At 66.2% G+C, this 14,149-nt stretch carries 16 protein-coding genes; 10 read left to right on the forward strand and 6 right to left on the reverse strand.

Annotated features, from left to right (window positions below; translation table 11 throughout):
- Positions 1-52: 52 nt before the first annotated feature.
- Positions 53-1,567, reverse strand: coding sequence for a serine/threonine-protein kinase (locus tag EU513_RS01375; RefSeq protein ID WP_129624046.1), 1,515 nt, complete (start codon positions 1,565-1,567; stop codon positions 53-55).
- A 78-nt stretch (positions 1,568-1,645) separates the two neighbouring features.
- Here EU513_RS01375 and EU513_RS01380 point away from each other — a divergent pair, with 78 nt between their 5' ends.
- On the forward strand, positions 1,646-1,861 hold the full coding sequence (locus EU513_RS01380; RefSeq protein WP_129624047.1) for a hypothetical protein: 216 nt from the start codon (positions 1,646-1,648) through the stop codon (positions 1,859-1,861).
- A 357-nt stretch (positions 1,862-2,218) separates the two neighbouring features.
- Complete coding sequence (locus tag EU513_RS01385; RefSeq protein ID WP_240795868.1) at positions 2,219-2,725, forward strand: DUF664 domain-containing protein; 507 nt, start codon at positions 2,219-2,221, stop codon at positions 2,723-2,725.
- 195 nt (positions 2,726-2,920) lie between these two features.
- Here EU513_RS01385 and EU513_RS01390 read toward each other — a convergent pair whose 3' ends face one another.
- On the reverse strand, positions 2,921-3,937 hold the full coding sequence (locus tag EU513_RS01390; RefSeq protein WP_129624048.1) for a Gfo/Idh/MocA family protein: 1,017 nt from the start codon (positions 3,935-3,937) through the stop codon (positions 2,921-2,923).
- A 33-nt stretch (positions 3,938-3,970) separates the two neighbouring features.
- Between EU513_RS01390 and EU513_RS01395 the strand changes: the two genes are divergently transcribed.
- The 4 genes from EU513_RS01395 (at position 3,971) to EU513_RS01410 (ending at position 6,815) form a co-directional block, all read left to right on the forward strand.
- Positions 3,971-4,120, forward strand: coding sequence for a helix-turn-helix domain-containing protein (locus EU513_RS01395; protein WP_129624049.1), 150 nt, complete (start codon positions 3,971-3,973; stop codon positions 4,118-4,120).
- A 43-nt stretch (positions 4,121-4,163) separates the two neighbouring features.
- Entirely contained in the window at positions 4,164-4,871 is a 708-nt protein-coding gene (gene lipB, locus EU513_RS01400) for a lipoyl(octanoyl) transferase LipB (protein ID WP_255407402.1), read from the forward strand.
- A 145-nt stretch (positions 4,872-5,016) separates the two neighbouring features.
- Entirely contained in the window at positions 5,017-6,042 is a 1,026-nt protein-coding gene (lipA, locus tag EU513_RS01405) for a lipoyl synthase (RefSeq protein WP_129624051.1), read from the forward strand.
- Positions 6,043-6,047: 5 nt separating this feature from the next.
- Positions 6,048-6,815, forward strand: a complete 768-nt coding sequence (locus EU513_RS01410; RefSeq protein ID WP_129624052.1) for a DUF4191 domain-containing protein — start codon at positions 6,048-6,050, stop codon at positions 6,813-6,815.
- Positions 6,816-6,918: 103 nt separating this feature from the next.
- Here the strand turns inward: EU513_RS01410 and EU513_RS01415 are convergent, their stop codons facing one another.
- On the reverse strand, positions 6,919-7,389 hold the full coding sequence (locus EU513_RS01415; RefSeq protein WP_129624053.1) for an RDD family protein: 471 nt from the start codon (positions 7,387-7,389) through the stop codon (positions 6,919-6,921).
- Between the two features lie 170 nt (positions 7,390-7,559).
- Between EU513_RS01415 and glnA the strand changes: the two genes are divergently transcribed.
- Entirely contained in the window at positions 7,560-8,984 is a 1,425-nt protein-coding gene (glnA, locus tag EU513_RS01420; protein ID WP_129624054.1) for a type I glutamate--ammonia ligase, read from the forward strand.
- Between the two features lie 334 nt (positions 8,985-9,318).
- Here glnA and EU513_RS01425 read toward each other — a convergent pair whose 3' ends face one another.
- Positions 9,319-10,122: a DUF1206 domain-containing protein gene (locus EU513_RS01425; RefSeq protein WP_129624055.1), complete on the reverse strand. Its 804-nt coding sequence runs from the start codon at positions 10,120-10,122 to the stop codon at positions 9,319-9,321.
- 52 nt (positions 10,123-10,174) lie between these two features.
- Between EU513_RS01425 and EU513_RS01430 the strand changes: the two genes are divergently transcribed.
- Together EU513_RS01430 and EU513_RS01435 are read left to right on the forward strand one after the other, a co-directional pair.
- Positions 10,175-10,609, forward strand: coding sequence for an HIT family protein (locus tag EU513_RS01430; protein WP_129624056.1), 435 nt, complete (start codon positions 10,175-10,177; stop codon positions 10,607-10,609).
- A gap of 64 nt (positions 10,610-10,673) precedes the next feature.
- On the forward strand, positions 10,674-10,937 hold the full coding sequence (locus tag EU513_RS01435) for a DUF4031 domain-containing protein (protein ID WP_129624057.1): 264 nt from the start codon (positions 10,674-10,676) through the stop codon (positions 10,935-10,937).
- A gap of 9 nt (positions 10,938-10,946) precedes the next feature.
- Here EU513_RS01435 and EU513_RS16615 read toward each other — a convergent pair whose 3' ends face one another.
- Positions 10,947-11,315: a hypothetical protein gene (locus EU513_RS16615; protein WP_129624058.1), complete on the reverse strand. Its 369-nt coding sequence runs from the start codon at positions 11,313-11,315 to the stop codon at positions 10,947-10,949.
- A gap of 105 nt (positions 11,316-11,420) precedes the next feature.
- Between EU513_RS16615 and EU513_RS01445 the strand changes: the two genes are divergently transcribed.
- Entirely contained in the window at positions 11,421-11,879 is a 459-nt protein-coding gene (locus EU513_RS01445; RefSeq protein ID WP_129624059.1) for an SRPBCC family protein, read from the forward strand.
- A 93-nt stretch (positions 11,880-11,972) separates the two neighbouring features.
- Here the strand turns inward: EU513_RS01445 and EU513_RS01450 are convergent, their stop codons facing one another.
- Complete coding sequence (locus EU513_RS01450; RefSeq protein WP_129624060.1) at positions 11,973-14,084, reverse strand: S9 family peptidase; 2,112 nt, start codon at positions 14,082-14,084, stop codon at positions 11,973-11,975.
- Between the last annotated feature and the right edge of the window lie 65 nt (positions 14,085-14,149).

The following is a 14,149-nucleotide window of genomic DNA, read 5'->3' on the forward strand; positions in this document are numbered from 1 at the left end:
TGAGGCCGGTCCCGGCGACGGGGCCGGCCTTCGCGTTTGCCGGACGGGTTGTTCATCGCCACGAGTGGATCAACCATGACTGACCCGACCGCACCAGTTCGAGAGTCACGCGCTGGGAGTTGGCCGGTCGGTCATGTGTGACGGAGGCTGTGGTGACCACGTAGTCGGATCGTTGCACCGTGGTGATCACCGTCATCCGGCTGGCCGACCTCTTGGTGACCGAGACCTGCCCCACGTCGAACCTCACCTGCCCGTAATCGGCACCCTGCCTCTGCGCCGTCGCGAGTGCGGTCCGATCTGCTTTGTCCGCGGGTGAATTCGGGGCGAGGGCATGGACCAGAAGTTGGGGGTCCTCCTGGTTCCATGCCCTCGCTCGAGCCGCCACCAGGTCGCTGACGATCTGGGACGGGGTCTTGAGCGCCACAGCCGGCTTCGGGACCGGCTTCGGGACAAGCTTCGCGGCGGGTGGAGCGGCAGCCGACGGCTGCTGGACCGCCGGCGGCGCAGAAGTCGGCGTGGACGGATCGACGTGGCCGGTGGCGTACGTCGGTTCGTCGGGCACGAGCGCCCAGACTCCCGTCGCGACGACCGAGGTAACCAGTGCCGCACCCGCTCCGGTGACCAGCGCGTGCCGCGCGGGAAGCTTCGAGGCGAGCCGTGACCGCAGAGACGGTTCGAGTTCGGTCCCGGCATCCTCCACGGCCTTGGCCGCACGGATCATCCGGCGCGTGAGCAGCACCGGTTCTTGGGCGTCTGCTGCTCGGCGCGATCCTCGACTGCCGGCCACCGGCGCCGGTCGCGCTTCGGCGCATCGCCACAGGCGCAGCGCGAATTCGCCTGCGCTGGGACGTTCTTCCGGATCGAACGACATCGCCTCGTCGATCAACTCGATGACCGACCCATCCAGGTGCGATGCCACACCCTGAAGGTCGGGGCGCTGGAGCAACGGCGGTGGCGGAGTGCCGGTCACGCAGGCCCAAGCCACCGCGCCGAGTGCGTAGACGTCGGACGCCGGTCCCGCGGGCTGTCCCGCGAGTACCTCGGGCGCGGCCCACGCATCCGTGGCCCAGGTGGTGTCGTCATAGCTGCCGGCCAGCCTGGCGACGCCGAGGTCTGCCAGCAACGGTTTGCCGGCGTCGGTGAACAGGATGTTGCCGGTCGAGATGTCGGCATGGACGAGTCCGGAGCCGTGGAGGTCGTGCAGGGTTCGCGCGATCGGGGTCAGCACGGTCACCAGTTCACCTGGGGTGAGGGTGCGCCGGGCTTCGATCGCATCTGCCAACGATCCACCTTCGGCCAGATCGAGGATGAGCACGGTGCGTTCGTCCCCGCCTTCCTCCCGCACGGTGTCGCGCAACCGGACCACATGATCGTGATCCAGTCTGCGCAGGAAGTCCTCCTCCCCGACGGTGCGCTCGTGAGACGAGGGAATCAGTTTGGCTGCCAAACGAATTCCGTCCGGACGTCGCACCACCCAGACCTCGCCCGATCCCCCGGCGCCCAGCCGGTCGATCACCTCGTAACCGGGAATCACCGGCTTCCCGCTGCCGTCCATGAGCTCGTCCATGCCGACACCGTGCCACCGATCGACAACGCCGTCGGAAGTTATCCACACCACCCTGGCCCGAGCAGTGATGATGTAACGGTGAGTGAGTTCCTCGGCGTCGGCCCCCGCACGTGGCGCTTCCTGCTGGTGCTGGGTGGGCTCGCCATGCTGTTCACGGCGGTGGGCGCCGTGTCATCAGCGCTCGATCACGATTGGTATCACACGGCGTACTTCACAGCCATGAGCGCGGTGTTCGCCGGGGCGGTGTGGCGCAATCGCACCCGTGCCCGCTCGGACGCCCCCTGCGCTGATTGAGCCCGTGGGACTGACAGGCGCGATATCGCCCCGGTAGGTAATCGGGTCCCCACGATCGCTGATTGAACCGGGCGACTGACACTCGCAACCCTCGCCACCGCTGGAAGGTAACCGGCGCGCCACAATCGCTGGTTGAGCCCGGGACTAGGTACGAATTCACCCGCGCCGAAACAACGGCAAGATCGACGCAAAGCCGACCACATTTCCCGTCCACGGAGGTTTACAAGCGGTCCAAGCCATAGCCATGGCGCGGTAAGCCGCGATAGACGAGGAGTTGGTCGATTCCGACACCGGGGTCACCTCGAAGGTCGAGCACGCCCTCGGGCACCAATCGTCGCGCCGGTGACAGTCATTCCGATGCCCCATAAGTTGGGCGGCATGATCGATGAACGCACGCTGCTTTTCGCTCACCTGGATGCCCAGCGAGCACACGTGCTGGCGACGACGGACGACCTCGGCGATGACCACTTGCTCCAGCCGGTGGCACCGTCCGGATGGTCGATCGCCCGAATGATCAACCACCTCACCTACGACGACGAGATCTTCTGGGGTGCAGCGGTTCTCGGCGGCGACGAGGAAGCGATCGGGCTCGTCCAGGACGGGTGGCAGGTGCCGGTGACGCGCGGCGCTGATGCGATCGCCACCTACCGACGCTGGACCATGCGCGTCGACGATCTCCTCGCAGACCTCGATCTCGACAGTGCCCCGAAGTGGTGGCCCGGCTCGGATGTCTTCCCCTTCCCTGCGTTCGAGACGTCGCGAGAAGTCGTCCTGAGATTGCTCACCGAAACGGCTACGCACGCCGGCCACCTCGACCTCGCCCGCGAGCACATCGACGGTCACCAGCACCTCGTCGTGGAGTGACGACCGTGGCGAGGACCGACCGGGTCGAGGTTCGCCCGGCGAACCAGGTCAGCTGTGCCGAACTCGACCAGGTCTTCGGCACGAAGGCATCAGCGGCCGAATGTCGTTGCCAGCGTTACCGACTCGCCCGGGTTCGCGGTCATTCACGAACCCTCGAAGCGACGGGCGGTGGTCTCGATCGATCTCTGAGCGACCTCAACCGCGCGCCACATCGACCGCTTGCCAATTCTCGGCCGAGCGCCGGGCCGCATCGATCACCCGCGCCGTGTGGACCGCGTCCCACGGGTCCACCGGCATCGCCGCCTGGACGTCACCGCTGCGCAGCGCGGCCGCGACCTGCTGGTAGAAGGTCGTGGAGGCCTGCACTTCGCGGACCGGTTCCCTGGTCTCGCCACGAGCGATCCAACCGATGTGGCCCTCGGAGTTCTCGAACCCGAGATAGGCGTTGGGTTCGGTCTCGAACTCGGTGACGACGTACGCCGCCTTCGTCCCGCTCACTCGCAACCGTGGTCCGGGAGCGCCCGCGAGCGAGGTGGTCGACAGCTCGGACACGACACCCGAGGCGTGTCGACACAGGAGCACCGCAGCATCCTCGGCGACGGTCGTGTGAGCCGAGACCGTCGCGAAGACCGACTCCACCGGTCCGAAGAGATCGACCGCCGAGTCGACCAGGTGCGTCCCGAGATCGAGCAGCAGTCCCCCTCCGTCGGCGGCCGACGCCTGCTCACGCCAACGATCCTTGGGTTCGGGACGCCAACGCTCCCAACGGAATTCGTAGCGAATGACGTCGCCGATGGCGCCGTCCGAGATCAGCTTCTTCGCGGTCAGGTGCGGCGGGTCCCAGCGACGGTTGTGGAAAACCGTCAACGGGCAACCGGCATCCTCAGCAGCCTCGACCACCTCTCGGGCAGCCGAGGAATCGACCGCGATCGGCTTGTCGACGACAGTTGGGAAGCCGGCCGCGATGCAGGCCATCAGGTGTTCGAAGTGCTTCCCGCTCGGTGTCGCGAGCACGACGAGGTCCAAGCCCGACACCTCGAGAAGGGCGTCCAGATCCGGCACGACCACGGCGTCCGGCTCGTCGGCACGCGCCGCATCCGAACGCTGCGCCGAAGACGTCGCCACAGCCGCGATCTCGAACCCGGCAGCTCGCAGCTGCGCTCGATGGATTCCACGTCCTGCCATGCCGTACCCGGCGATTCCAACGCGCATGCGAACACGGTAGTGCTGCCCTACGGTCGAACCATGAGCGGCGAGTTGATCACGACAGCGCAGGCAGCCGAAATGCTCGGCGTGCAGCCCGCGACGATCTACTCCTACGTCGCCCGCGGCGTACTGACCCGAGCCACCGCCACCAGCCGGCACGAGGGGTTCGCTCTTTCGTCGCAGCGATGAAGGTGTTCATTGTCTGCAGCGTGAGCCTCTCGGTCCGCGCCTTCTGTATGGACGCAGTCCGTCTACCCGCGCGTACCGAACCGCGCACGTCGAGGGTCCAGCTCGGTTCTACGCTGAGTCAATGCGCATCGAACACGTCGGTTTCGACCCCGATCTCGTCGACTACCAGCACGCCTGGGACCTGCAGAAGCAGGTGCATGCGCAGGTCGTCGACGGCACCCGCGAGGACACCGTCCTGCTGCTCGAGCACGCTCGGGTCTACACCGCCGGAAAGCGCACCGAACCACACGAGCGCCCGTTCGACGGCACCCCGGTGATCGACGTGGACCGTGGGGGCAAGATCACCTGGCACGGCCCGGGCCAGTTGGTCGGTTACCCGATCGTCCGACTCGACGACCCGATCGACGTGGTCGCGTACGTGCGACGGCTCGAGCAGATGATGATCGATGTCTGCGGCGATCTCGGGCTGGATGCCGGACGTGTCGAGGGACGCAGCGGCGTGTGGTTCCCGGCGTCCGACGGCAGGCCGGAGCGCAAGGTCGGAGCGATAGGCATCCGGGTCAGCCGGGACGTGACCATGCACGGTTTCGCACTCAACTGCGACTGCGACCTGTCCTGGTCGACCACCATCGTCCCGTGCGGGATTCCGGACGCGGGTGTCACGAACCTCACCCGGGAACTCGGTCGCGACGTCACGGTCGCCGAGGTGCTGCCCTACGTCGAGAAGCGGCTGGACTCGATCCTGGGCTGAACGCTCAGTGCTTTGACCCGAGCCCCCTACGCGGCAGTAAGCCCATTCCGGGCGAGACGACTGAACCCGGCCGCGTACGCTGGTACGAACCGTGTCACCGCCGCCACGCGCGTGACTGTCTGTTGATCGAGGGAGCCGTTCGAGGATGACCATCGCACCGGAGGGACGCCGCCTGCTGCGCGTCGAGGCCCGCAACGCCGAGACGCCGATCGAGCGCAAGCCCGAATGGATCCGCACCACCGCGAAGATGGGTCCGGCCTACACCAAGCTGCACACGATGGTGAAGAGCGAAGGGCTGCACACCGTCTGCCAGGAAGCCGGTTGCCCCAACATCTTCGAGTGCTGGGAGGACCGCGAGGCCACCTTCCTCATCGGTGGTGACGTCTGCACCCGTCGCTGCGACTTCTGTGACATCGCGACCGGTCGCCCGACCGAACTCGACATGGACGAGCCGCGCCGCGTAGCGGAATCCATCCAGCAGATGAACCTGCGGTACGCCACAGTCACCGGCGTCGCCCGCGACGACCAGCCGGACGGCGCCGCACGCCTGTATGCGGAGACCATCCGCAAGATCCACGAACTCAATCCGAACACCGGCGTCGAGATCCTTCCGCCCGACTTCGGCGCCAAGCCGGACCTGGTCGGTCAGGTCTTCGACGCACGTCCGGAGGTGTTCGCGCACAACTTGGAGACGGTGCCGCGCATCTTCAAGCGGATCCGTCCGGCGTTCACCTACGACAAGTCGCTCAAGGTGCTCACCATGGCCAAGGAACAGGAGCTGGTCACCAAGTCCAACCTCATCCTCGGCATGGGCGAGGAGGAGCACGAGATCGAGCAGGCGCTCACCGACCTGCATCAGGCCGGCTGCGACATCATCACGATCACCCAGTACCTGCGTCCCTCTCCCCTGCATCACCCGATCGACCGATGGGTGAAGCCACAGGAGTTCGTGCACTGGAGCGACGTGGCCCGTGACCTCGGCTTCGTCGGGGTGATGGCCGGACCCCTGGTCCGATCGTCCTACCGCGCCGGACGCCTGTACTCCACAGCCATGGCCGCACTCGGACGCGAGGTGCCGGAACACCTCAGCCACCTGGCGCAGGCAGCATCCGAGCCCGCCCGTCAGGAAGCGGCGTCGCTCATGGCCAAGCTCGGCCCGCAAGTATCCTGAACCGCATGTCCACCTCCTCCACCGCGAAGGCGCCGAAGAAGTCGCGCCGCGAACGCAGGCCCAAGGACCCCAACAAGCCGGGTCGGTTCAGCCAGATCTCTACCCTCTACAAGGGCGCCGTCAAGCAGAACCCGCGGATCCCGTTGTGGATGGCCCTCGCGTTCCTCGTCGGCTTCCTTCCCCTGCTGCTGATCGGCCTGGCATGGGGACACCCGTTCTACCTGGGCTTCATCGGCCTGATGGTCGGACTGCTGCTGATGATGATCGTGTTCGGCCGGTTGGCCGAGCGGGCCGCGTACAGCCAGCTCGACGGGCAGCCGGGGGCGTCCGGTGCTGCGTTGGGTGCGCTGCGTCGAGGGTGGTTCGTGGAGCAGGAGCCGGTCGCGGCCGACGCGGGCCGTGCCCGTAACCCTCGCGACATGGGTTCTGCCGCAATGGTTTTCCGCGCAGTCGGACGCCCCGGTGTCGTGCTCATCGGTGAAGGTCCGAAGGCCAATGCGAGCAAGCTGCTCAACTCGGAGAAGAAGCGGGTCGAACGGGTCGTCGGTCCCGAGGTTCCGGTCACGATCTACCGCGTGGGCCAGGGCGACGACACCGTCGCGGTCAGCGAGATCACCAAGCGCATGGGCAAGCTGGACAAGAAGCTCACCACCGCTGAGGTAACTGCCGTCAACAAGCGCCTGCGCGCGCTCGGCACGAAGCGTCCGCCGATCCCCCCGGGCATGGACCCGCGCAACGCGCGTCCGGACCGCCGCGGGATGCGCGGCCGCTGACGTACACACCTGCTGCAGTTCGTAACCCCACGACCTCGATGGTCGTGGGGTTACGACGTTTCTGACCGGATGCTTCCGGTGAACTGCAGCGCGGGTGAGCGCCTCAGCGGGTGCGGACGATCATCGTGCGAGCGATCCGGTCATGGAAGCCGCGCTCGTCCTTGTCCCAGATCACTGCCGGCAGAACCAGGGCCAGCAGCAGGGTCCGGATCGTCGCAGGCACCAGGCCGGCACGTTCGCCGTCGACCCGCAGCACCATCAACCCCATGATCCGGTGGCCGACCGTCATGCCGAGAGTGCCGACGAGCAGGATGTTCTCGATCACGAAGACCAGCAACGGCTTGAAGCTGCCAGCTCCTGGTTCACCCCAGCTGAATCCGAGGAGACCGGCGGCGATCAGCGAACACAGCGCCCAGTCGATGACCAGTGCGATCGCGCGGGGGCCGGTGCGGGCGATCGAACCCGGTCCCGACTCCGGCAAGCCCAGGTCGCGTCCCGGATAGTCACCCTCGGCCCGCTCGCGGACCGCTCCGGGACCCTCCAGCCAGCTGCCTACATCACGACGATCAACCACGTCCCGAGCCTAAGCCAGCCGTGATGCCGCGAAATGTTCGGGCTCATCGGGGCCAAGACGTAACACGGGCGAAACAATCGGGTCACTGCCGGGAAACCGCGCCCCGATAAGGTCGACTCAGTCGAACGGCCGAGGAATACCCCGGCTGTGACATTCCAGATGGAGGTTCCATGTTCAACAACGCCGACGAGGTCCTGAAGTACATCAAGGACGAAGGCGTCGAGTTCGTCGATGTTCGTTTCTGTGACCTGCCGGGCGTGATGCAGCACTTCAATGTGCCTGCCAAGACGTTCGACCACGACGCGTTCGAGACCGGCCAGATGTTCGACGGCTCGTCGATCCGCGGTTTCCAGGCCATCCACGAGTCCGACATGAAGCTGATCCCGGACCCGAAGTCGGCTTACCTCGACCCGTTCCGTGAGCGCAAGACGCTCATCATGAACTTCTCCATCGTCGACCCGTTCACCGGTGAGGCCTACAGCCGCGACCCGCGCAACATCGCCGCGAAGGCGGAGGCCTACCTGAAGTCAACCGGCATTGCCGACACCGCGTTCTTCGGTGCCGAGGCCGAGTTCTACATCTTCGACGACGTGCGCTTCGAGACGAACTCGCACTCGGGTTACTACTACGTCGACTCCGTCGAGGGTGCATGGAACACCGGCCGCGTCGAAGAGGGCGGCAACCTGGGCTACAAGCCGCGCGTCAAGGGTGGCTACTTCCCCGTCCCGCCGGTCGACCACATGGCCGACCTGCGCGACCAGATGTGCGTCAACATGGACAAGGTCGGCCTGAACGTCGAGCGCGCGCACCACGAGGTGGGCACCGCCGGTCAGCAGGAGATCAACTACACCTTCTCGACGCTGCTCGGCTCCGGCGACGACGTCATGAAGTTCAAGTACATCATCAAGAACACCGCCTTCCAGGCCGGCAAGACCGCCACCTTCATGCCGAAGCCGCTGTTCGGCGACAACGGTTCGGGTATGCACACCCACCAGTCACTCTGGAAGGACGGCGAGCCCCTCTTCTACGACGAGAAGGGGTACGGCGGCCTGTCCGACATCGCCCGCTGGTACGTCGGTGGCCTGCTCAAGCACGCTCCGTCGCTGCTGGCCTTCACCAACCCGACGGTGAACTCCTACCACCGTCTGGTGCCGGGTTACGAGGCTCCGGTCAACCTGGTGTACTCGGCGCGCAACCGTTCGGCCTGCGTCCGCATCCCGATCGCCGGCACCTCGCCGAAGGCCAAGCGCATCGAGTTCCGAATCCCCGACCCGTCGGCGAACCCTTACCTGTCGTTCGCGGCTCAGCTGATGGCCGGTCTGGACGGAATCAAGAACCGCATCGAGCCGCCGGAGCCGGTCGACAAGGACCTCTACGAGCTGCCGCCGGAGGAGCACGCGAACATCGAGCAGGTGCCCGGTTCGCTGCCCGAGGTGCTGGACGCGCTCGCGGCCGACCACGACTACCTCACCGAGGGCGACGTGTTCACCGAGGACCTCATCGAGACCTGGATCGACTACAAGCGCCTCAACGAGGTCGATCCGATCCGCTTCCGTCCGCACCCGCACGAATTCGAGATGTACTACGACCTGTGATCCGTCAGGTCACCTGCACATCGAGCGAGCGCCGTCCCCGTCATCGGGGGCGGCGCTCGCTTTGAGCTCTCAGTGACGCGGACCTTGCGTACAGATGCCCGCGTCACATCCGGGTGCGCACGCCATGACCTGCGCGTCCGGACGCAGCGTGGGCGTGGGTACGTTCACTGCGCAAACTCTCGGGTCGCCCCCAGTCAGGTCGGTGAGGTTGCAATCCCCAGGGCGCAGCACGTCCTCCCATGCCTTGCCAGAAACCACGCCCAACGAGAGTCAACCGCCGCAGGGCGATACATAGCCGCCTGTGCCGATGACTGCCCGGATTGCTCGGGTCTCGTCAGACCTTCGCGAATTTCGCGCACGCGAAGGAGTAGATGCCGTAACAGGCGATGCCGAGAGCGACGACGGTGAGCAGGATCTTGCCGAACGGCTGCTCGAGCAAGGTGCGCAGCGCACCGTCGAGGCCCGTCGTCTCCTTCGTGGAGCCCTTCGCTCCCCCGACGACGAACAACCCTCCGACGATAGCCAGTGCAATTCCCTTGGCGACGTAGCCGATTCGACCGGCATGGATCACCGCATCACCGGGGTTGCCCTGCAGGTCCTCCCGGAACTTCTCGGTCCAGCCCTTGTACAAGTGGTACGCACCGACACCCAGGATCACCAAACCGATGATGGCCACGAGGACGCGTCCGAAGGGCTGATGCATCAGCTTCGCGGTGAAGTCACGGGTGTTGCCACTGCTGGAGGACGAACCGCCCGAGGCGAACTTGTAGGTGGTCCAGGCAAGACCCATGAACAACACCGTTTTCGCGACGTCCTGGACGGCGTCCTTCGCCCGGTCCTTGGCCTCCGTCCCGGGCGAGCCGGTGGCCGCCTCGGTCAGATGCCACAGCGCGAGCAAGACGAATCCGACCACCAGGACCCACAGGATCACTTTCCCGCCGGGCTGACCGGACAGGTTGCCGAGGGCGCCGGTCTGGTCGGCACTGCCGCCGCCCTTCGACCACGCGATACGGACCGCGATCCACGCCATCAGCAGATGCAACAGACCGCTCGCGGCGAACCCGACCCGTGCGCCGCACTCGACGACTTTGGAGTCACCGACCTGACGTGCGGCACCTTCGACATCGCGTTGGTTCATTCCACAGATACTGCCCTGTCGCAGTTGCGGAACGGGTGGACCTGCCCATCAGATGAGGGATACTCGCCCGATGAGCGACTGCGTGTTCTGCCAGATCATCTCGGGCGAGACTGCGGCCTTCGTCGTGCACGAGTCCCCCGGCACCATCGCCTTCCTCGACACCCGCCCGGTCTTCAAGGGACATGTGCTCGTCGTGCCTCACGAGCACCACGAGACACTCGCCGACCTGCCGTCCGGCCAGGTGCCGCCGTTCTTCGACGTCGTGCAGCACATCGCCGCACGGATGCCGCAGGCCCTGGACTCACAGGGCACGTTCGTCGCGATGAACAATGCTGTGTCGCAATCAGTTCCACACCTGCACTGCCACGTCGTCCCGAGGACCAAGGGCGACGGGTTACGCGGATTCTTCTGGCCACGAACGAAGTACACCGACGGGGAGGCCGCCGAATACGCGCAGCAGCTGGGCGCCGCACTCCAGGAGCGATGAGTCAGGGCGCCGCATATGGCCCGGTAGTTGCGCCGCGGCGTCCGACGTGGTGAAGTCACTGCCCATGACCGTCCTGATCGACCCGCCGTTCTGGCCTGCATACGACCGCCTGTGGTCGCATCTGGTCAGTGACGAGTCGTACGCGGAGTTGCACAGCTTCGCGCGGTCCGTCGGTCTTCCGGATCACCTGTTCGACGGTGACCACTATGACATTCCGCAGGACCGTTACGCGCAGGTCGTCGCCGCCGGCGCGGTCGAGGTGAGCGGCGGTCAGCTGATCCGCCGGCTGATCGCCAGCGGACTTCGAATCCCGGCCAAGAAGCGCTGACGGCGAGCGTCAGTCCAGGCGGCGGGCACCGTCGCCGGCGCTCGCAACGAACGCCGTCGGGGTCGGATGACCGGCGAGTCGAGATGCCTCTGCGCAGCGCGCCAGAACCGTTGGCCCACGTCCCTTTTCGACCGTTGCAATCACACTTTCGCCGAATCCGCCGCCGGTCATCCGGGCTGCGATCGCGCCGGATTCGACTGCAGTCCGCTGAATCAGGTCGACGGTCGGCGCGGATCTCGTAGTCGTCCCGCATCGAGCGGTGTGATGCCTCGAAGAGGGAACCGACACTGCGCAGGCCTCCTGCCGACAGCAGTTGCGCGGCGCGCACCGCTCGGGCGCTGTCGGTGACGACGTGTCGTGCCCGTCGTCGCAACACATCGTCCAGTTCGTCTGCTCGGGCGTCGAACCCCTGCGGGCTCAACGAGCACAGTTCGTGCGCATAACATCGCGAGCAGATCACCCGAAGACGTCCAGGAGTTGTTCATGCCCGCGAACCTGTCCACCTCGATCGACATCGACGCACCGCCGGCGAGGGTCTGGGCGATCGTGTCCGACCTCAAGCGCATGGCCGAATGGAGCCCGAGCACGGCGAAGGTCATCGTGCGCGGTGGCAAGATCAAGCAGGGCGCCACGATGATGAACATCAACCGGATGGGTCTGAAGGTCTGGCCCACCCAGAGCAAGGTCACCGCTTACGAGCCCGAGCGCAGGATCGCGTTCAAGATCCGTGAGAACCACAGCACCTGGATCTACGAACTCGAACCCACCGCGGACGGCGGCACCCGCCTGACCGAGACCCGCGACGTCTCGAACGACACCACGAAACTGTCGAAGGTGCTGATCGACAAGGTGCTCGGCGGCGAGCCGACCTTCGAGGCCCACCTGATGACCGGCATGAAGCAGACCCTGGCGAAGATCAAGTCCGAGGCGGAGACGGCCTGATCCGAACGCACCGAGTGGCCGGGCTGTGAACCGGTGGCCGGGATATAACCCGGACGCTGGTTCATAGCCCGGCCACTCGGCGTCAGGAAAGTGTCAGAGGGCCTTGATCTGGTCGAGCAGGAACGCGATCTCGAACGCGTCCTGCTTCCAGGCGTCGTAGCGTCCGCTGCTGCCGGCGTGCCCGGCGACGATCTCGGTCTTCAGCACGATCGGGCGGTCGGCCCCGTTGGTGGTGATCTCGCGCAGCTGCTGCACCCACTTCACCGGTTCCACGAACGAGACGCGGGTGTCGTTGATGCTCGTGGTCGCGAGGATCGCCGGGTACTGCACGGGACGGATGTTCTCGTACGGGCTGTAACCCTTCATGTACGCGTACACGCGGGGATCCTCGATCGGGTTGCCCCATTCCTCCCATTCCCCGACCGTGAGCGGCAGGGTCGGGTCGAGGATCGTGGTGAGGGCGTCGACGAACGGCACCGCGGCGTGCACCACACGGAAGACCTCCGGCGCCCGGTTGACGACAGCACCGATGAGCAGTCCTCCGGCCGAACCTCCTTCTGCCGCAAGCCGATCCGGTGCAACCCATTGCTGATCGATCAACCAGCGCGAGCAGTCGACGAAGTCGTCGAAGGTGTTGTTCTTGGCGAGCATCTTGCCGTCGTCGTACCAGGCTCGGCCCATCTCACCGCCGCCACGCGGGTGCGCCAAGGCGTACACGACCCCTCGGTCGAGCATCGACAGTCGCAGCGCGGAGAACGCCGGATCGATGCTCACCTCGTAGGACCCATAGCCGTAGATGAATCCGGGGTTAGTGCCGTCGGCGCGGACGTCGGCCCGGCGGGCGATGTCGACCGGCACCTGGACGCCGTCCCGCGCGGTGACCCAGACCCGCTCCTCCACGTACTTCTCCGGGTCGAACCCGCGCACGTCCTGCACCTTCAGCACGGAGCTCGCTCCGTCGGAATCGACGTCCACGACCGTGCGTGGCGTGAGAAGCGACGTGGCGACGAGTTGCACCGTCGTCTGGTCATAGCTCGGATTCGAACCGGGGCCGATGCGGGGAATGCCGTTCACGTCGATCGGACGCGGGTCGCCGTACGGCTCCTCACCCGCGATCGCCTTCGACAGCAGGTCGGCGGTCGGCAGACCGCCGCGGCGCAGGAACATCGTCACGAAGCCCTCGAATGCCAGCGCCCCGAGCACCCGCTCCCCCGCAGCCGGCTCGTACACCGGCTTCCAGTTCGCTCGGCCCGGAGCTTCCAGCGGTGCCCAGGCGAGCGCAAAGTCGGCGTGAGTTCCGTTGTGCGTCACAATGATTCGGTCGCCGTCGACCTCGACCGAGTAGTCGAGTCCGTGTTTGCGGGGTTCGACGAGCAGCGGTTCGGAGAGCGGGTCACGCAGGTCGAGCAGTCGGACCTCGCTGGTCAGCTGCGACCCGGACTGGATGACCAGCCACTTGTCGTCGCGCGAGGATTCGATGCCGAGAGCGAACATCTCGTCCGCCTCCTCCAGCACCAGCACGTCGGACTCGGTGTTCGAGCCGAGTTCGTGGCGCCAAACCTGGTGAGCACGCCACGCGTCGTCGCGGCGGACGTAGAACAGGTGCGTGCCGTCGTAGGACCACGCCAGATCGTGACTCGCCTGCTTCACCGTGTGGTCGAGCACCTGTCCGGACGCGATCTCGCGAACGTCGAGGTCATAGAGCTCGCCGCCGGTGCGGTCGACCAGGATCGCCATCCGTTCCCCGGTGCGGTCGATCTCCAGTGCGGCCAGTTCGAAGAACTCCTCGCCCTCGGCTTCGGCGTTGCCGTCGACCAGCACCTGCTCCCCCGCCAGCGGCGTCCCGGGGACGGGTGTGGGTCGATCGGCGTGTGCGGATCGTGGTGTGCGGCAATGAATCTCGTACTGCTGCCCCTCGACCGTGCGCGCGTAGTACCACCAGTCACCGAGCAGAACCGGCACCGAGACGTCGTCCTGGACGATCCTGGACTTCATCTCGGCGAAGATGGCCTCCGTGCCCGCAGCGAGGTGACCGGTGACCGCCTCGGTGTACGCGTTCTCCGCCTTGACGTGCGGGAGCAGGCGCGGGTCGTCGTGGTCACGCATCCAGGCGAAGTCGTCGACGAACACGTCGCCGTGGAAGACGCGCTCACTCGGGATGCGTTCGGCCAGTGGCGGTTGCAGAGGGGTCTCAGAATCGGTCACCGGGACACGCTAACCCGCAGCGAAAGTCCGCAGAACTCGCGGGTCACCTCGCGGGTTCTGCGGAC

Source organism: Yimella sp. RIT 621 (genome assembly GCF_004146205.1).
GTDB classification, from domain to species: Bacteria; Actinomycetota; Actinomycetes; order Actinomycetales; family Dermatophilaceae; genus Yimella; species Yimella lutea.